A 19,696-nucleotide genomic window follows, 5' to 3' on the forward strand; every position below is an offset into this window, starting at 1 on the left:
CGGTTATTCCCCAAAAATAATCTTCTCAGATCCTTTCTGCCATTTTGGGTGTGTAAACATCGCTTTTGAAAACGTAGGATCATTATAATGATTCACCAACCACGCTCTTAAATAAGGGAGCGGAGCTTGAGCGTACCACTTCTTATCGACTCGTGAAAACTGACGAATAAAGGGCAAGATAGCGTAATCCACCAAACTCGGTGTTTCTCCCATAATATAAGCATGCTGAGATAACGCCTTTTCGATCGTCATTAACCATTCACAACATCGTTCTCTGCATTCAACTTCATTCGTATCATGGTAGCGAGAGGCTGCGCGATATTTTTGCAATGCATCCACAAACTTATTGTCACTTTGATTAATGACATCAAGCATCTGAGTTAATTTTGTCTCATCGTGTGAGTAGAGCAAATTATTAGGATCTGATTGGGTGAGCGCCCATACCATCACATCAAGACTTTCATCGATTACAGATCCATCACCCAGTAGCAATACAGGAACTGTACCTTTTGGTGAAATTGACAACATTTCTTCAGGCTTATTGTTCATATCAATATCGCGCAGCACCACAGTCTGCTGTGCATGCAAAATAGCAAGACGAGAACGCATCGCATATGGACACTGTCGAAGAGAGTAAAGAATAGGCGTTGTCATGATGAAATACTCAAAAGTTAAAGCAATTAAAACGATATTAACGGAATAAATGGCTAGATCCAGCCTTATTTCTTTATGATCTAGATCAATAAAAGCCGAATGAGTGGTAATGAAAGCGTGGGGCGAGTAGAATGCCCCCTCAAAAAAATTATTACATAAAAACCGAAGCGAGCAATTTCATAATGAGTAGAAAACTTGAATTATTGGCACCTGGTGGTGATGTTGAAGCGATTAAAGCGGCCATCGTTGCAGGAGCAAATGCTGTTTACTGTGGTCTAGATATGTTCAACGCCCGTAACCGAGCATCCAATCTTTCATTTGATGAACTAAATGGCGTGTTACGACTTGCTCATGAATACGGTTGTGAAGTATTCCTGACATTAAACGTTGTTATTCTTGAACATGAAATTAAATCATTAGCGAAGCTGCTTAATCAATTAGTGAACACAACTATTGATGGCATCATCGTTCAAGATTTGGGTGTGTTTAACTTAGTTAAAAAATACTTCCCAACATTAGATGTTCACGCTTCTACTCAGTTAACGACGCACAATGAAGGTCAAATTCACTTCCTTTCAAAAGTCGGTGCATCACGTGTTAATTTATCCCGTGAACTGAATATCGACGAAATCAAAGAAATGACAGCCGTTGCTCATGAACACGATATCCTAACGGAAGTGTTTGTGCATGGTTCGTTGTGTATTGCTTTCTCTGGCCAATGTTATTCAAGCTCAGTGAGTGTGGGTAACTCAGGTAACCGTGGTCGTTGTAGTCAAGCGTGTCGTGATGAATATGAAATTACCGCAGCGGGTAACAAATTCCCATTAAACCTAAAAGATAACTCAGCGTACTTCGATTTACCGGAACTTGTAGACGCGAAAGTGGATTCACTGAAAATTGAAGGTCGTATTAAAGGCGCTCACTACGTCTATACTGTGGTGGAAAACTGGCGTAAAAATATTAATACGTTTATTGAAACGGGTGAGCTATATGAAGATGACTCGAATCTACATAAAGTCTTCAACCGTGGTTTAACCAACAAATTCTTAAAAGGGAATTTGACCAAAGACATGTTTATCGATAATCCTCGTGATAACAGCGTAAATTACGCGGTTGATCAGAGTAACGCGATTGATGTTGTTCAAATCCAAGAAGTGAAACAAGAGCTTTACACTGATAAAAATGCAATCGGTGCCACTCTTGAAGAAAAAGTGAAGTCTCTAAGTATCGACAAAATTGCGATTACGATTGCGTTTAAAGCGGTATTAGGTGAGCCACTAACGGTGATCATTACACCAAGTAAAGACGATCAAGAAACGTTTGAAGTGAAATCTACATCACTACTGAGCGAAGCCGGTCAAAAATCGATCACTTCAAAAGAGCTAGAGAAGCGCTTTAAAGGTGTGATTACGCCAGATTACCTTCTTGAAGGTTACGATTTCTCAGAGCTTGGAGACAACCTAGCCGTTCCATTCAGAGAGCTTTCTGAGCTTAAAGAGAAAGTCGCTTTCTTATTGAATGGTTCTAAAGAAGTGATTAAACACACAGATGTTGCGGCATTAGTACAGCAGCCAAAAGTCGAAGAGAAACCGACATTGTCGATGCTGATTTCTGATGTTGCCGATTTGAACATATGTGATGTGACTGACGCAGACATTTACTTCAAATTACCAGAAAGCTTTAAAAAGCGTGATAAAACATACATTAATATCTTCTTAGAAAACCCTCGTTTAATCCCATGGTTCCCTGCGGTTCTGATTGGTAAAGATTACGACGAAGCCGTGAAAGTACTTGAAGAAGTAAAACCAGCTCGTATCGTAACCAATAACACAGGTATTGCGTATAAAGCCTTTGAAATGGGAATTGAATGGGTTGCCGGTCCATTCTTAAATACAACGAATTCACACGCTTTAGTGACAATGAAAGAAACACTAAATTGTGCGGGTGCGTTTATTTCAAATGAAATCAATAAAGGTCAGATGAAACACATTCGTCGTCCTGAAAACTTCAAGTTAGCCTACAGCATTTATCATCCAATCCTGATGATGACAAGCCGTCAGTGCTTCTTCCAACAAACGGTAGGTTGTAACAAACCAGCGATTGAAGCGGGTTGTATGTTGAAGTGTGAGAAAGCGACTACGATTACTAACGTGAAAGGCATTTCATTCGCGGTTGATAAGCAAAAAGGTGGTTACCCAAGCATCTATAATCACGAACAATTCTTAAACATGGATATCGTGACCGATTTCTCTGACTTGTTTGATGAGTTCTTTATTGATCTAACTAACATTGGTGGCGGTTCTAAAGAACAAGCTGATAAAGTTGAGTTAGTTAAGCACTTCGAGAAACTCGTAAATGGTGACATGAGTGTTCAAGATGAATTGTTCACTATGGTTCCAATCAATACTAATGATCAATATCAACAAGGTTTGTAAGATTGACTCTTAGTTAATATTGAAGAAAAATATAAAGCCGTGATTACGTATCACGGTTTTTTTTGTCTATAATTCAGTAATACGTATGAGAGGAACTGGCTATGGTGACACTACAACTACTCAAAACAGAAGATGCCGCGGCATTACTGGAGTTTGAATTGGTAAATCAAGAATGGTTTGAATCATTTATTGAAGCGCGTGATGAAGACTTTTTCAGTGACGAAGGGATTAAAGATCATATCGATTTTTATCTTTCTGAATATGAAAAAGACAGAATTTATCCAATGCTCCTGAAGAATGCTCAAGGAACCATTTGTGGCCGAGCTAATCTCTATAATATTAATAAAGAAAAAGAGTCTGGTTTTATTGGTTATCGAATTGGTGAAGCATTCATTTCTCAAGGATTGGCGACTTATGCGACTAAATTTTTGATTGATGTAGCAAGAGATACGTTAGCGTTGAGCCAGTTAATTGCTACAGCATCGACAGATAATTTAGCGTCACAAAGAGTGTTAAGTAAAAATGGCTTTAAACAAGTTGGATTTAAGCCTGAATTTACCATTGTGGACGGTGAAATAATTGATTGTTATGAATATCGCTGTGTAATTAAGCAGTTGTCTGTAGCGATATAAAGTGAATATAGAAGTAGGCTGAGGCTTACTATATAATTCCTTTTTTTTTGAAAGGAGTTCCTATAATGGAAATGATCATAGTCTCTTCTGAAAAACAGAAACGTTTAATCATGATCTTTGCTCGTATGAAGGCAAAGATGTCAGATAAAGCGTTACTGAAAAATTTAGATGCATACCAAATTAACTCAACGGCTTACCCTGCATTTAAAAAAGCATCAGATCTTCATATTGAGCGTATTCATTTACCGTTTGGTGATGACAGAACTGGCTCACTAGATGGTGGCGATTTCCTATTTCGCTATCTTTCTAAAGGCTATATTTGCCTTGGTGATTTTGAAGGTCAACCAAAACCAGATTTAGGTCCATGGGGTGTTCGATCTGTTCGTCGTCAACCTAAAATTGGTTTCGGACTGTAATCGATTAAAACTATCAATTACAGGATAGTTATAGCTGCATCGTAATCCTAGAGAGCTAAATCAGAACTAAATTGCAATGGGAGTATTCTATAAAATTCATACTTATGAGTTTTGTAGAGGGCTTCCATGAATTAAGCTCACTGTAAATATCATCACTTCTTTTGCTATTCTCGCAGCCCTCGTTATATTCAAATGTGTAATTATCCAAATTACTATAAAAGGAAGTTAAAGTGAAAAACAGATCGTTTTCGTCAATATTTACTCTCAGTGTGTTATCTCTTTCAATGTTGAGTGCCAACAGTTCGGCCAATGTCAGTGCTATTCCTGTGATTGGTGGCGTAGTTAACTCAACAGAAATACTAAAAAATCAGATAAACAATTCTGTCGTTTATACAACGAAAACGGTTCGTGATGCCGCTATTTTTACCATTGCTGGTATCACATTAGACGCTTACATTTTATCGCTACCATTGGAGGGGGATGTTAAGAAAAGCATCATTGCAAAGCTTTCAAATCCCTCATACGCGATCCCTTTAGGGCATTTTATTTATACCTTTGTTGATAAATACGGAGATATGGATAATGAAGATGCTTTTAAAACCTACTTAAAAACGCAATATGATGAAGAAACACTTAATGGGTTTAGCCATTCTCTATTTACTCTGGATGACGTTAAAAAAGAAGATAAGCCAGAGTTAGCAGATAGCCATCACCAAGGGCTAAATATTGATCGTAAATTCATTGCGAATATGGTGATTGTTTATGATGAATTGGTACAGACTGGTGAGTGGAAGGATCTTGAGGTACTGCCTGAGCGTTATACCTATCTGTCTGATAGCCCTAAAGATAAAAAGATCATAGATAAAATTCAACCCATCATTATCGCGGGTATGACAAAAGCCGTCATGAGTATGGACGAAGGGGACATGCGTGCGGCGTTAGAGCACATCATTGCAGATGGTCAGCCTGAACATAAAGGCTCTGTAAATAATAAAGCAGAAGCATTAACTATTACTCTTATTGATTTTGTTCGTCTTAATGTATTGAAATCGTACCGTCAGTTTATTTATCAAGAACAACGACAAGAAGTATTGAATGAGTGGTTACAAGAAAACTTTAAAGATAACCCAGAGACGGTTATTGCTTATTTAGACTCTCGTCAGCAGCGTCGACTAGCGGTTCAAGTTACGGTTGATGGGCTGCAACAAGGGCTACTTGAAGGTATTGTTTCTCCGCTGAAAAAGCCATTCATCAAACAGATCTATCAAGATCACCTTAACCATGAAAGCTACAAACCTCAGAATGAAATCACCACGCAGCCAGAACATGAACAACAACTGTCATTTTTAAAAAGACTGACCGAGAAAGAGTATAAAGACCCATCGTACTTGCCATTTTTTACTGAGCTGCATGAAAATTACGATAACAGCATTGTCGATGTGGGCATTTCATCAACACCGACTATCAGTGTTCGCAATTTACCGATAATAAAAACTGGCGCAAAAGTGTCAGGTAAAGGCGGGACTGGGATACCAAATTTTCACTTTGTCGATAGAAAAGAAGATCGTGCCTATTACTTCTTTGGCAACGATGCGTTGCAACTTGACCGCTTGATGGAAGCGAACAAGGTTCAAACCATGTTTGATCGCTTGGATTATTTGGTGACTTTAAACTGTAATGCGCAATATGATTGGAATGCACATACCACCTATGATGGCTTGGTGAATTTAGGGGCAGGTGAGAGCTTACGAGATTTTGGTGAAAAGCGTTGTCTGCGAGAGTTGACGCAACGTGCAGAAATAGAGAAAACAGTGTCGATCATGAGAGCCGATCTTATTGAAGACATTCGTATTTATAACGGTATCTTTGCCTTGGATATTTACAGTAAGTTAACTCAAAAATGGAAGATCCAACAAAACCTAGAATCCCTCTCGAAACTTGAACAAAAAGGGATGCCAGATTACACCTTAATCTATAACCCATGGCCGGATCATTTTGCCCATTTCACTGGTCCATTTAGTGATGAAATCCTCATGCCTACCGGGGAATTGAATCGACTAGATTATTGGTTAACGCAATTTACCAACACATATAAAGACGCTGGCGTATATGATAGAACCCTATGGGGAATGGCAGGAGATCACGGTTTAGCGCCTGTTTACTATTCATTGAATCCGGAAAAACAGGTATTTGAATCTCTTGAAAAAGAACTTGGCTATCCATTAGTGATAAAGAAAATCTCATCCGACGAAGGTGAAGGGCCTAAAATTACCAATGCGCTTAATTATGAAAGCAATAAAGAAGTCGATGTGGTGGTCGCTTCTACTGCGGGTGGTAATTTCATGATGGATTTCTTTAATTCTGCCCAAGGTTGGAAAGTGCAACCAACGTACGCTGAGCTAACAACGTGGACGCCTGTTAATGCGCTAAAAGGTAAGTATATCAACGTGATTAATGAGGTTGCTTCAGGTTTAGAAGAATCGTTAGATTATCTCGTTGTTAGAGAAACAAACTGTACGTTAGATGAATGTACAGTTCGAATTATCGGTTTTAAAGACGATGTTAGAGTTGATGAATTAATCACTAAAAAAGGGGACAGATTACTGTATCAGCCTGTTATTGGATCATCCCAGTTACTTGAACTCGATGTTCTGAATCCTTATAAATCGCAGCCAAATAAAGCTGAATTAGCATCATACCAAGAGTTATATCAACGATGTATGGTATCTGCCGTTAATGACAATGTGAATTCATGGTGTACAGAGCAAGAGTGGAGAAACTTGACTGCTTACACGGCGCGACCAGATTCCGTGAATCAATTGGCTAAATTGTATGAAGAAGACAGAGCAGGGACGATAAACTTGTTTCCTAAATTTGGTGTTGGTTTTAATACCAAAGTGCCGGGTAGACATGCTGGCGAACATTATTTAGAAAAAGATGCTTTTTTAGGATTCTGGGGAACCCCTGTAGGCCCTAATGTTACGCCATTAACGAGTGAGGCGAATGGGTCATTAGCGCCAACATTGTATGAATATCTTACTCAAGAAACCGTGATTGAGAATCACAACGGCTGGGGCTATCCTTCTTTACTCGATGATCTAGATATACAACCGAGAAAATAAAGAGAAGGTCGATTCATTATTGGTAAGCCAGTCATGTTATTGATTGTAGTAGGTGCATTGAATGGTTTTATTTTACCTGTAACCTTAACTGCCATGCTCATTATTGCAACAAAATCGTCGATTGTTGGTGACTATAAATGTCCTGTTGGATGTCAGTCTTCGGTTGGTTAGTCACTGGTATAATGGCGTATATGAGTATATACACCTTGTAAGTGGTGTTATTTTGTTCAAATGGACTGATAATTCTAAGGATATCACTATATTTTAGAATTATTATGCAGATAAATACTTTTCATCTGTTTAATTTTCAATATACTCAATAGCAGGCCCTAATATGTTTACCGACGTGTTAGGGTCTACTTAGTTTTAACATACTGTAAATTTTACAAGTATCCGTCCTTCATGATGTTGGGCTGAGATAAAGCAAATAAGGATATAAGATGATTGATTTTTGGCCTTTAATCGGAGTAGTAATTATTACTCTTGGGCTGGCTTTACGTTTAAACACGTTATTGGTTATTTTAACCGCAGGAATAGTGACTGGTTTGGTTGCTGATATTGACTTTATAGAGATTTTATCCATTTTAGGTGCTTCATTTACTCAAAATCGCTATATGTCTTTATTCATACTTGTACTCCCTATGATTGGTGTACTAGAGCGCTTCGGTTTAAGAGAGCGAGCAGAAACGCTGATTGGCTCAATCAAGCAAGCATCTGCTGGTCGAGTTATGTTTACGTATCTATTACTGCGTAAAGTAACGAATGCGTTAGGTTTAAATTTGGGTGGGCACCCATCAATGATCCGTCCTTTAGTGGCACCAATGGCAGAAGCCGCTGCTGAGAAGAACAGAAAACCGTTAACGAATAAAGAAAGACAGCATATTCGTGCGCTTGCGGCAATGAGTGAAAACTTTGCTAACTTTTTCAGCCAATTAATCTTTATTGGCGCGGGTGGTTTACTACTTATTAAAGGCGTACTTGAAGAGCACGGTTACAGTGTTGCGTTAAATGACATGTTTATGTGGGCGATTCCTACGGCATTAGCCTCGTGCGTTGTGTTCTATGTTCGAGCATGGATAGAAGATTCACGTTTAGCGAAAGCTGGCAAAGAAGAGTAGGAATTAATCATGTTAGAGTATATTTATCAAGCGACAGGCTTACTTCTGATTGCGTTTTCATTTCAAAGTTTTACTGATAAAAAGAACCCAAAAGCCATTGGCACAGGACTTTTTTGGTTAGCTTATGGTCTTTCTTTTTGTTTAGGTGCAGTATTACCTGATTGGGTTGTCGGAGCATTAGTCTTAGTGATGACCTTGATCGCTTCGGCGGGATTGATGGGCATTGGCTCTTACAACTCAAGTGATAATGAGTTCAGAGAAACCAGCGCGAAGTCATTACAAAACATGTTGTTTCTTCCTGCGTTAATTGTACCCGTGGGTACGATTTTATGGAGTCAGGTAACGGGAACAAGTGCACTGATTGGTTTGGGGTTAAGTTCATTTTTATCACTTATTGTCGCTAACGGGCTAACAAAATGCAAACCCGTACAAAGTATTCATGAAGGCCGTCGCCTGATTGATACGATTGGTTGGGCGGCTATTTTATCTCAATTTCTAGCTGCATTAGGTTATCTATTTGGTCAGGCAGGGGTCGGTGATACCGTTTCTCAAATAGTAAAAGAAATTGTCCCTCACGGCAGCGTATTAGCTTATGTCATTGCGTATACGTTTGGTATGGCTCTTTTCACTATTGTTATGGGTAATGCGTTTGCGGCTTTTGCTGTAATTACCGCAGGTATTGGTATTCCATTGCTGATTGTTGAAATGGGCGGTGATCCAATTGTGATTGGTGTATTAGGTATGATCTCAGGCTATTGTGGTACCTTAATGACACCAATGGCGGCTAACTTTAACGTTGTACCTGCGGCATTATTGGAATTAGATAATAAAAACCAAGTGATCATTACCCAGCTCATTCCCGGTTTTATAATGCTACTTATTAACACCACCTTTATGTACTTTTTTGCCTTTTAGGGGTTAACGATGAAAAAGATTCTAATTACAGGTTTCGAACCTTTTGGTAATGACAAAATTAACCCAGCGCTAGAAGCTGTAAGATTAATTGCAGGTCGTAAATTGAACGGTGGCGAGATTAGCATTTGCCAAGTGCCCGTTGTGCGTTATAAATCGATCGACGTGGTGAAACAAGCCATTGAAGATCAACAACCATATGCCGTGATCACAGTAGGTCAGGCTTCGGGTCGAACGGCTATAACGCCAGAGCGAATTGCAATTAATGTGGATGATTTTCGCATTCCAGATAATGATGGCATTCAAGTGATTGATGAACCTGTAGTAGAAGGAGGCCCTGATGCTTACTTTACTACTCTGCCAGTAAAAGCGATGGTAAGTGCGATGCAAAGTGAGGGGATCCCTGCCATGGTATCGAATACAGCTGGGACATTTGTATGTAATCATTTGTTCTATGGAATACAACATTACCTAAAAGACAGCAATATTCGTCATGGTTTTGTACATATTCCACTATTGCCAGAGCAATCTGTTGATGGTTCTCAACCAACAATGAAGTTAGAGCAAATAGCAGAAGGCTTAGCTATTGCTGCTCAAGCGATTATTGATAATGATGAAGACATCCAGCAAGGTGCAGGAACGATTTGTTAATGTAATAATCGTCGAATGATATTCGTATATATAAGCCTAACAATAGTCATTATTGCTAGGCTTTTTTATTTGCTTGGGCGGGAGAACTATAGGTTAATTTTAGCTGTAAAATGTGTTATTTGTCTGTGTGTGGTGTGGTTTTGATAATAAATTCATTACTACTTAGGTAGTGGTTTGTGAAAAGGGACACATTTTTAAATAGTAAGACTGTTAATATGAATAAGAATGTAACCATTTGCTTCATTTATGAGTCTTGTAATTATGGTAGCAGTGTCGGCTACATTGTTTACTATTAATTGCCTCCATCTTATTTAAAATCACAACCATTAGAAGTAGAAAGATTATGCATCTAACCTTAAAAATTAAACTTGTTTTAACAAGTGTGGCACTTATCGTATTAACGATTATATCTCTAGGTACTTTTTCATACCAAACAATGAAAACACAAGCATGGGATGCAATTCACAGTGAGAGTGGGAATACTGCGAAAGCGTACAGTTTAGGCATTGGAGATTGGTTCAAAGGGCGTCAAGATGCAATAACTGCAATGAAAGAAGCAATTGAACGCGATCCTAATCTCGATATGGTCGCTCATTTAAAGCAAACTTTTACTTCAGGTGACTTTGGTTTGAGTTACTACGGTGATGCAGAAGGCGTAATGCAACGTCAAGATCCATCATTGAATAAAGCGGGCTACGATCCTCGTACACGTGGGTGGTATAAAGAAACTATTGCCGCCAATAAAGGCATAACAACAGAGCCTTATGTAAGTCACACCATGCAAGCGTTAGTGGTTACGCTAACAGAGCCGGTTCGTGAAAATGGTCGAATCGTGGGTGTTACGGCATCAAACTTAGCATTGAGTGCATTAATTGATGATGTGCTTGATATTTCGGTTCCGGGCGATGGTTACGCAATGCTTCTTGATGTGAGCAATCGAATTGTGGTTGCGCACCCAAATGAAAAAATGGCGTTAAAGCCAATTTCAGAACTGGGGCAAGGGTTTGATGCCAATAATCTGAATAGCGAAATTTCATCGGATGGTTTCTTCTTTACTGAACAACAAGGCAAAGAGAAAGCGGTGATGGTGACAGCAGTTCCTAATACTCATTGGGCGATTGCTCTTGTTATGGATAAAGAGACGCTTGAAGCGCCATTAAATGCGATGTTAGTAAAATTATGCCTTATTGGTGGTTTAATCTTACTGTTTGTTTCGTTATTTACTGGCTGGTTGGTTACGCGTCAGTTGAGAGAGCTAGGTACTGTATCAGAAGCATTAGCAGGCATCGCCAATGGTGAAGGGGATTTAACGGTTCGTATCAATGTGAAATCGGATGATGAAGTTGGCAAACTGGCTGAGAATTTTAATCAATTTGTGTCTCGCTTACATACAATGGCATCGAATCTACAAGAGATCACGTTAGAGCTAAATCGCTCGGCAGCAGATTCTGCCAGTTCTGCGATTAAAAGAAGTGAAAATATTCGCCAACAGCAAGATGAAATTACAATGGTAGCCACTGCGGTGACAGAAATGGCGAGTGCAACACAAGAAATCGCAGGCAATGCAGAAAACACGGCAAAATCAGCCTCGCAAGCGGTAGAGCTGACGCAAGAAGGCCATCAACAAGTGAACCAAAGCCAATCTTCAATTGGTAACTTAGCGAGTGAAGTTAATAGTGCGGTAGGTATTATTGAAGCTCTCAACGGTCACGCTCACAAAATTAGTTCAATTTTAGCGACAATCCGCTCTATTGCAGAGCAAACTAACTTACTGGCGTTGAATGCTGCCATTGAAGCAGCGCGAGCAGGAGATCAAGGTCGTGGCTTTGCTGTGGTTGCTGATGAAGTTCGTGTATTATCGCAACGAACACATACATCAACCGAAGAAATTCAATCAATGATTGAAACATTACAAACAACAACGCAAGAAGCCGTTTCAGTGATGTCAGACAGTCATAATCTTGCAGAAACCAGTGTAAAAGACGTTGATGAAGCGGGAGTAAGTATTGATAATATCGCCTCTCAAATTAATGTTATTAGTGACATGGCAACACAAATAGCATCGGCAGCCGAAGAGCAATCAAGCGTAACCGCTGAGATCAGTCGTAATACTGAAGGTGTGCAAGAAGTCGCCAACCAAATGGCAAGGGAAGCAGAAATAGCAGCGCAGCAAGCGGAAGCATTAAAATCATTAGCAGATTCGTTAGAAGAAGAAATTAAGCGTTATAAATTATAAAATCATAAGAAACCCTATATAAACCGTCATTTTTTGGCGGTTTTTTTATGAGATTAGTTCAGAATAAAAATTAGAGTCGTACCTTGTAAAATAATTCATAAACATTTTCCATTAACTATTCCCAAAAGTAAAACAAGGTGTAGAATACGCTTCCTTGTCGGCTAACACACTATGTGTGATGTATTCCAGTGTATTGAAAATAAAGACGAATACACTTTTAGGATAGAAATGAAAAACGCATTATTTGCTCTTGTTATTGCTCTAATTACGGTTTCTTGTACCCCAATTTTCGATGGTGATTACAATCAATCAAATTCAAATTCAACATCATGTGATTGTAGTGGAAACTCTTCGTCTGGTTCAGGATCGTGGAAACCAAATACCTCAGAACAAAATCAATCAATTGAAGAACAGTTAGCGAATTTATCTGACCATGTGCATAAAACATGGGGTGATAAAGAGTTTCTGGAAGCAGGTAAACATCGTTACGTAAAGTACCTTGATGGCTACCGTACACGCGCACATATTGATTTTGATAAAGGTAAAGTTTACATTTCAACGGTTTCTCAATATCAACCTAAAGAGACGCTTAAAAAAGCAATTATTGGCACCCTTTTAATGCCATCAGATCCCTCACATGTTGATTTATTCAGTGATAAATCAATTCCTTTGCGTGGTCGTCCGTTTTTACTTGGTCAAATTAAAGATCAAGAAAATAAAGATATCGAATGGCCGTGGAGAGCAGGAAAATACGCAGACTATTTAATTGAACATAAGCTGCAATCAAAAACGATTAAAAATGGCAAAGCGTATTACGTTGAGATCTCAATGGTGGATGACCACTTAGAGCAGCGTGAATTTCAATACGCAGATTTAATCAAAAAAGCATCGAATGAATACGATATATCAATTGATTTAATCTATGCAATTATTCAAACAGAAAGCAGCTTTAACCCTTATGCCGTTAGTCATGCAGGGGCGTATGGATTAATGCAGGTGATCCCAAAAACAGCAGGAGCAGACGTTTTTAAGTTAGTAAAAAATAAATCAGGAATACCGACTAAAGAATACTTATTTAATCCTGCAAACAACATTGATACAGGAACTGCATATTTCTATATTTTAAAAAATCGTTATTTACGAGATATTACTCATGCAACTAATAAACATTACAGCATGGTCTCAGCCTATAACGGTGGTTCTGGTGGGGTATTTAGCACTTTTGATCCTAGTAAAACCAAAGCGATTAACGAAATAAATAGCTTGCAGCCAAGTCAATTATATTGGGCGTTAACCAATAAACACCCTAAGGCTGAAGCTCGACGATATTTAGAAAAAGTATTGAAGTTTCAGAAAGAATTCAATGAAAAAGCGTAATGCGAAGCCTTCGTTACTATCAATAATTAATGGTGTATAGTAAGTGAGATTATTTTGGTTTTTACTAGTGTGTTTGTATTCTTCTTTTTCATGTGCAATTCTGTTAACAGAAGCAGAGCAAGATTGGATAACAAATAATCGTGATTTTACATTTTATAATGATAATTATAATTCAAGGCTTTTCTTTATAGAAAATGGAGTTCAAAAAGGGCTTTATAGTGATTTAATTAAAGATATCAATAAAAAATTAAACACTAATTTCCATATAAAAGTAGAAGACCTAGAAGATCTTATTACTAAGTTTGATAATGTTGAGACTGGCGCTTACTTTGATTTTGCCAAAACTGAAGAGAGAGATCTGAATTATAATTTTATACCTACATTATATCGTATAAGTATTAAGGTTTTTTATAAAGACGACGATCTTATTCATGATCTAGTGAGTTTAAATAACAAAAGAGTAGACTTGGTTGAAGAATGGTATTCTTCAAATGAGTTCATTCTAAAATATGAGGATGATATTAATTATATCCCAGTTAGATTTACTGGTTTAAATGAGATGATGGCAGCATTAAACAATGGTGAGATTGACGCTTTCATAGCAGATACACAAGCAATTAGTGAGAAATCATATTTCACGCATGAGCTACCAAGACTCGATAGTTTGTATACTTCTTTTGCAGTAACAAAAGATCAGCCTGAATTACACGCTATATTAATAAAATATTTCAATGAATTAAGTGCAGTTGAGATAAAAGAATTAGTCAAAAATTCTCGCGAAGAAAACTTCATTTACTTCTTTAAAAATAATCAGGAAATTAAAGGGTTAAATGTAACCGTTGGTTATGGATTTGAGGAGTTTCCTGCCAGTTATCTTGTTAACGGAGAATACGAAGGAATAGCACCGGCACTTTTTGACAGTATAGAAACGATTTTTAAAGACACTGTGACATTTACTCAACCGAAATTGGGGGAGTGCCTAGAATATGATCTATTACTTTCTACTTTTTCTAATGAATGTATTACTGAACATTACTATCTCACCAAGCCATATTATAGTTTTGAATTATCTGTATTTAATAAGTTAGAAGGCAGTTTTATCTCTAGAATATCTGATGTGAACTATTCAACATTAGGAATACTTAAAAATGCTCACTATTATGATTATGTTAAAAATAATACCTCTAATGTAACCATGGTCTTCTTTGATACGTTTGAGGAGATTATAGATGCTTTGAATGATGGTAAGATCGATTATGCCTTTGGTGATCAACGCTTATTATTTAACCATACGATTAATGATGATATGTATGGTTTAAAAACAGCGGGTACATTAAAAGAACGAATTTCGGTTTATATGGCAGTAAAGAAAGATAAAAAAGCCTTATATGACCTTATTAATTTGATATCAATCAGCTCTGATAGTGAACATTTGATCAAAAATGTCTATATCAATGAAAATAAAAAATACAAACACAATGACACTTGGGTGCTTGCTGTAGGTTTATTGGTCATTGTACTCTTAGCTGCTCGTGTACTTATTGCCAAACGGTCAGAACGAAAGCTATTAACGATGAATGAATCTTTGATTGGATCGTTAGAAATGGCTTCGCTATACAGTGATGAAGAAACGAGTGAGCACAACAAACGTATTAATGTATATTCTGGGCATTTATCGAATTTATTAGGAATGCCAAAGCCGTTTATTAAAGAGATTCAAATGATTGCGTCCTTGCATGATATTGGAAAAATCGGTATTCCTCATTACATCTTGAAAAAGCCTGGAAAATTAGATTCAGATGAGTTTGATGTGATGAAACAACACGTCAATATTGGTTATGAAATAATTAAAAACACAGAGCTTAGTTTAATAACTAAAAATATAGTGCTTTATCACCATGAAAAGTGGAATGGGAAAGGGTACTTAAACTTAGTGGGTGAAGCGATCCCAATTGAAGCAAGAATTGTAAGTATTGTCGATGTGTATGATGCCTTAAGACAAAAGCGTGTTTACAAAGAGGGATTTACTCATGAAGTGTCGATTAAGATTATTGAAGAAGAACGTGGTGTATCTTTTGACCCCGTGATGGTTGACTTATTCTTAAAACATCATGAAGAATTCAGAACTATTTTTGAAAACAATCAAACACATGCACCAAGAATACCTCTTAAATAGAGAGTGAGTAGTTAGATGTTATAGACGAGTAAGAGGTTTTTTGTACTTACTCGTCCCTGTTTTTTCTAGAATCTAGCTCTTAGTACTAATCCCTAAGCGCCGCTTCACCTTTCACATCAAAATTGATTTTCTCATGGCCAGCAAACACTTGGAAACGCTTACCTTTAGCACGAGCAATAATCGTAATGCCAAATTTCTGCGCTAAATCTAAGCCCATTTGTGTTACGCCTGAACGAGAAAGTAGTACTGGGATCCCCATCTGAGCAACTTTGATGACCATCTCAGAGGTTAACCGACCTGTCGTATAAAACAGCTTATTGTCACCCGTACCACGGTTTAACCATAACTCACCAGCAAGTGTATCTACCGCATTGTGGCGACCTACATCTTCCACAAAAGACGAGACTTGGTTGTTTTCACAAATCGCACAGCCATGTACAGCGCCAGCGGCTTTATACGTATCATTGTGATAAGTCAGCGCTTCTAAAGACGCATAGATATCAGATTGGTTGATATTAACTTGAGGTACTTGGTAATTTTCAAGTTGCTTCATTACATTGCCATACATGGTGCCTTGACCGCAGCCAGAAGTAACCGTTTTTTTCTTCAAGTTTTCTTTTACGTGCTCTGTGGTTTCTTTGGTATTTACCGCGGCTGTTTTGGTTTCCCAATCGATCAATACCGACTCTAAAAGCGACACATCAGAGATGAAATGTTGGTTTTTCAAATAGCCCAATACCAATTCAGCAGGGCGAGCGCCTAACGTCATTAATGTCACGACTTCTTGCCAGTTCAACATTAGGGTTAATGGCTGCTCGCATGCCACTTCTTTGCTTAGCTTCTCACCGTATTCATCATAAACATCCACAGTAAGAGTTTGTTTAGGTACAGCGCCAGTAGTTATTATTTTTGGTGATTGGCTCAAAGTAAGCTCCAAATTAATGAGATTTAAGGTAATTAGTTTTTTATACGCAAAATTTATACCACAGGATGAGTTGTGGTTAAATTAGAAATACAGTGCTGTTGGTACAAGGATTGCTTTATCTTACGAATAGAGACAAAAACCTCATAGAAAGAAGGGTAACTTGTGGAACTAAAGACAGAAAGCGTTTGGCCACTGCAATTTGAAGTGATTGAAGAAATGAAGCAAGTAGGCCGTTGGAGTGCCCCTTCTTGGCATATTGGTGATGTACAGCTGTATGAAAAAGTGGCTGCAACAACACAAAGTAACGGGATGTTATTTAAGCGTGAGCTAGAGATTTTTTTAGATGAAAGAACCGACTACCGATTCAATCTAAGCTCGCAAAGTCCTAAGTTATTCTTTGCGTTTGAAAATGATAACGATGTGCTTACACCAGTGATGATCACCGCGTCCCAAAGCATGATAGGGCAATACATGGATGGCGATTATGTTGTGCTATCTATCGACATGCCACTACCAATGCAAGCGTGGTTAGAAGCGTTCATTGGAAAGCATGGCGAACTTATCGAAATTCGTAGAAAAAAACGTAAAGGTGCGGGGCGCGCAAGTGAGCAACTTTCTAAGTAGATGGTCATTAAGAAAAAGAAAAGTTCAACAAGGTGAAGAAGTTAGTGATGAGAAAGTAATAGATCTTACTGAGAGTGTTGATCACTCTGAAGATATTGCTCTCATTAATACTCATACTGAATTGTCTTCTGATACGTCGTCAACTGAGACAGTCGAAGCTTTGGAAGAGGGTATCGAACTTCCAACCGAAGAAGACCTTGTTAGCATTAATGGTACAAGTAATGTTAGCCAATTTATGGCGACAGGCGTAGATAAGAATCTGAAAAAAGCCGCATTGAGAAAGATGTTTTTAAATCCAGAATTTGCGATGGAAGATGAGCCTAACTACTCAACTCCACCAAAGTTAGATCCTGAAATCGCAGCTAAATTAAGAGATTGGATGGTTGAGCCAATAGAAGAGGAAGAAGACGCGGAAGCATCAGAATTATTAGTAGAACAAGCCGTAGAAAACGTAGAAGAAATAATCCCAATTAATGGGAATGATAATGAATATCAATGCGTTAACAAAGATGAAGCACAAGAAAGTGAGACAAAAAAGACCATCTAAGCAATAGGGACATTTTGAACCAGTTTGAGACAAAATGTCCCGTCATTAAATAAAAGATAAAAAATAGTGTAAAAATACAGCGTTCTTCCTATTAATATAAATATTTATTACCCATTAAGTTGGTACGGTTATTGCGATACAACATCTAGGAACCAGTCATCGAACTGAATCGGCCCGAATGGGGTCAAGAATAGGTGAAGCAATGTTATCTCAATTTTTAGCACAATCTGAAACAACAAATGCCAAAGCTCGTCTGTTTGCTATTACGCAAACCGTAGAGCTGAACAACTTGATCCCGCCAACAGTAAGCTACGAAAGCCGTGGCAACCTCGTTATTATCGGACCTACTCGAATCATTGTTGATGTTGCCGAGCAATTCACCGATTTAAACAGCATCACGCTTGTCTCTACTGAATCAGAAAATCAAGCACATGAATCCGAACGTACCGTTTACTTTGCCAAAGAGTTATCAGTAAAAGGCTTTTTAGGCGCATTTGATATCGAATGTGTTGTGAATGGCGAAAAAGTAAATCTAGCGAAAGTCACCATTGGTGCGACAGCATTCGATTTAGTTCTGGATATGAAGCTAGACAGCGTTATGTCTGAACAAGTGCCTGTTCCTGGTTATTACCCAGTAGGGCGCGGCTATCCAACATTGGCACAAGTATTAGACGAATTGCCAGGTTTGGTGGGTACGTTTGATAAACCAAAATATTTCCGTTTAAACCCAGATTTATGTGCGCACAGTTCACGTGGCGTAAAAGGGTGTGAGCGTTGTGTAGATGCTTGTCCTGCTGGTGCGTTAACCAGTGAAGGTTCAGATCAAACAGGCCACCACATTCAAATTAATCCATACCTTTGTCAAGGTGTTGGTACGTGTTCAACGGCTTGTCCAACAGAAGCCATCAGCTATGCATTACCCGAAGCTGAAAAAACACAAAACTTTGCTGCTCGTTTATTAGCAAATTATAAAAAAGAAGGTGGTGAGACTCCAATCATCGCTTTCTGTAGTGATCGCCATGAAAACTTCAATGTCATGGCATTAAAAACCATGCCTGATCATGTAATTCCTGTCGTACTTGATGAGATTTTATCTGTCGGTATTGATACGTGGTTCTCCGCGTTAGTGAATGGTGCAGCTCAAGTTCTATTTATCGCAAGCCGCAGAATGCCAGAAACAATTCAACGAGTATTAACGCAAGAAGTTGAAATCGCACAAGCGTTCTTAATGCAACTTGGTCTTGAACCAGAACGTGTACAAGTTGTGTACATGGAAGCATTAAATGACATGATGTTAATTGATACACCATTATCAATCATTGACGGTCAATTAACGGGTAATAAACGTGAACGTTTAATGGGCGCATTGGATCATCTAGCAGTAAGCAGTATTGAAATTACTGAAATCCAAGTGATGCCATCTCATGCTCCTTACGGAACGGTTAATTGCGAAACTAAAGATTGTACGTTGTGCATGAGTTGCGTTGCGGTATGTCCAACGCGTGCATTACACAGTGATCCTGATTCGCCAACATTGAAATTCATCGAGCAAGACTGTGTTCAATGTGGTTTGTGTGTCAATGCGTGTCCAGAAAAAGCATTAAGCATGAAAGTGCAAATGAACTGGAATAAAGAACAACGTCAAGAAACACAGATCATGCATAAAGAAGACGCAGCATGCTGTTTAACGTGTGGCAAACCATTTGCTCCTGCATCAATGATTGAAATGCTAAGAGTTAAGTTACAAGGTAACCCTCACTTTAGCGATGAAGCTTCCATCAACCGTCTATACATGTGTGAAGACTGTCGAGTAAAAGACATCTTTATCGACTTATCAGCAAATCCAGAAAAACAATTAAAGGTCTAATACC

The 19,696-nt window shown here is 38.3% G+C and carries 16 protein-coding genes; 14 read left to right on the forward strand and 2 right to left on the reverse strand.

The features are described 5' to 3' along the window. Positions 1–3: 3 nt before the first annotated feature. The gene (locus tag Q1K78_RS11120; protein WP_300178308.1) at positions 4–654 is read right to left on the reverse strand and encodes a glutathione S-transferase; all 651 of its coding nucleotides are present in this window, start codon (positions 652–654) and stop codon (positions 4–6) included. Between the two features lie 182 nt (positions 655–836). Here Q1K78_RS11120 and Q1K78_RS11125 point away from each other — a divergent pair, with 182 nt between their 5' ends. From Q1K78_RS11125 to Q1K78_RS11175, 11 genes are all read left to right on the forward strand, one after another. Beyond that, the gene (locus Q1K78_RS11125) at positions 837–3,089 is read left to right on the forward strand and encodes a peptidase U32 family protein (RefSeq protein ID WP_300178311.1); all 2,253 of its coding nucleotides are present in this window, start codon (positions 837–839) and stop codon (positions 3,087–3,089) included. Between the two features lie 101 nt (positions 3,090–3,190). Beyond that, positions 3,191–3,721 (forward strand): GNAT family N-acetyltransferase, encoded by a 531-nt coding sequence (locus Q1K78_RS11130; RefSeq protein ID WP_300178315.1) that lies wholly within the window; start codon positions 3,191–3,193, stop codon positions 3,719–3,721. 65 nt (positions 3,722–3,786) lie between these two features. Then, complete coding sequence (locus Q1K78_RS11135) at positions 3,787–4,137, forward strand: hypothetical protein (protein ID WP_300178318.1); 351 nt, start codon at positions 3,787–3,789, stop codon at positions 4,135–4,137. A 230-nt stretch (positions 4,138–4,367) separates the two neighbouring features. Further along, positions 4,368–7,259, forward strand: coding sequence for an alkaline phosphatase family protein (locus Q1K78_RS11140; RefSeq protein WP_300178321.1), 2,892 nt, complete (start codon positions 4,368–4,370; stop codon positions 7,257–7,259). Positions 7,260–7,292: 33 nt separating this feature from the next. Beyond that, positions 7,293–7,430, forward strand: coding sequence for a hypothetical protein (locus tag Q1K78_RS11145; RefSeq protein WP_300178324.1), 138 nt, complete (start codon positions 7,293–7,295; stop codon positions 7,428–7,430). Positions 7,431–7,699: 269 nt separating this feature from the next. Next, positions 7,700–8,377: a DUF969 domain-containing protein gene (locus tag Q1K78_RS11150; protein WP_300178327.1), complete on the forward strand. Its 678-nt coding sequence runs from the start codon at positions 7,700–7,702 to the stop codon at positions 8,375–8,377. A gap of 9 nt (positions 8,378–8,386) precedes the next feature. Beyond that, positions 8,387–9,292 (forward strand): DUF979 domain-containing protein, encoded by a 906-nt coding sequence (locus Q1K78_RS11155; RefSeq protein ID WP_300178329.1) that lies wholly within the window; start codon positions 8,387–8,389, stop codon positions 9,290–9,292. A 9-nt stretch (positions 9,293–9,301) separates the two neighbouring features. Continuing rightward, a complete protein-coding gene (gene pcp, locus Q1K78_RS11160; protein ID WP_300178332.1) occupies positions 9,302–9,940 on the forward strand; it encodes a pyroglutamyl-peptidase I in 639 nt (212 codons plus the stop codon). 343 nt (positions 9,941–10,283) lie between these two features. Next, positions 10,284–12,176, forward strand: coding sequence for a methyl-accepting chemotaxis protein (locus Q1K78_RS11165; protein ID WP_300178335.1), 1,893 nt, complete (start codon positions 10,284–10,286; stop codon positions 12,174–12,176). Between the two features lie 228 nt (positions 12,177–12,404). Beyond that, a complete protein-coding gene (gene mltC / locus Q1K78_RS11170; RefSeq protein ID WP_300178338.1) occupies positions 12,405–13,553 on the forward strand; it encodes a membrane-bound lytic murein transglycosylase MltC in 1,149 nt (382 codons plus the stop codon). Positions 13,554–13,596: 43 nt separating this feature from the next. Then, positions 13,597–15,729: a transporter substrate-binding domain-containing protein gene (locus Q1K78_RS11175; RefSeq protein WP_300178340.1), complete on the forward strand. Its 2,133-nt coding sequence runs from the start codon at positions 13,597–13,599 to the stop codon at positions 15,727–15,729. Positions 15,730–15,814: 85 nt separating this feature from the next. Here Q1K78_RS11175 and Q1K78_RS11180 read toward each other — a convergent pair whose 3' ends face one another. Further along, entirely contained in the window at positions 15,815–16,654 is an 840-nt protein-coding gene (locus Q1K78_RS11180; RefSeq protein WP_300178343.1) for a formate dehydrogenase accessory sulfurtransferase FdhD, read from the reverse strand. Positions 16,655–16,816: 162 nt separating this feature from the next. Between Q1K78_RS11180 and Q1K78_RS11185 the strand changes: the two genes are divergently transcribed. From Q1K78_RS11185 to Q1K78_RS11195, 3 genes are all read left to right on the forward strand, one after another. Continuing rightward, positions 16,817–17,278: a DUF3305 domain-containing protein gene (locus Q1K78_RS11185; RefSeq protein ID WP_300178345.1), complete on the forward strand. Its 462-nt coding sequence runs from the start codon at positions 16,817–16,819 to the stop codon at positions 17,276–17,278. Next, positions 17,259–17,825, forward strand: coding sequence for a DUF3306 domain-containing protein (locus Q1K78_RS11190; RefSeq protein WP_300178348.1), 567 nt, complete (start codon positions 17,259–17,261; stop codon positions 17,823–17,825). The genes Q1K78_RS11185 and Q1K78_RS11190 overlap by 20 nt, the downstream gene beginning before the upstream one ends. Before the next feature lie 202 nt (positions 17,826–18,027). Continuing rightward, positions 18,028–19,692, forward strand: a complete 1,665-nt coding sequence (locus Q1K78_RS11195) for a 4Fe-4S dicluster domain-containing protein (RefSeq protein ID WP_300178351.1) — start codon at positions 18,028–18,030, stop codon at positions 19,690–19,692. Positions 19,693–19,696: the final 4 nt, after the last annotated feature.

Origin of the sequence: uncultured Aliivibrio sp. (genome assembly GCF_946479765.1) — a bacterium.
In the GTDB taxonomy this organism is placed as follows: Bacteria; Pseudomonadota; Gammaproteobacteria; order Enterobacterales; family Vibrionaceae; genus Aliivibrio.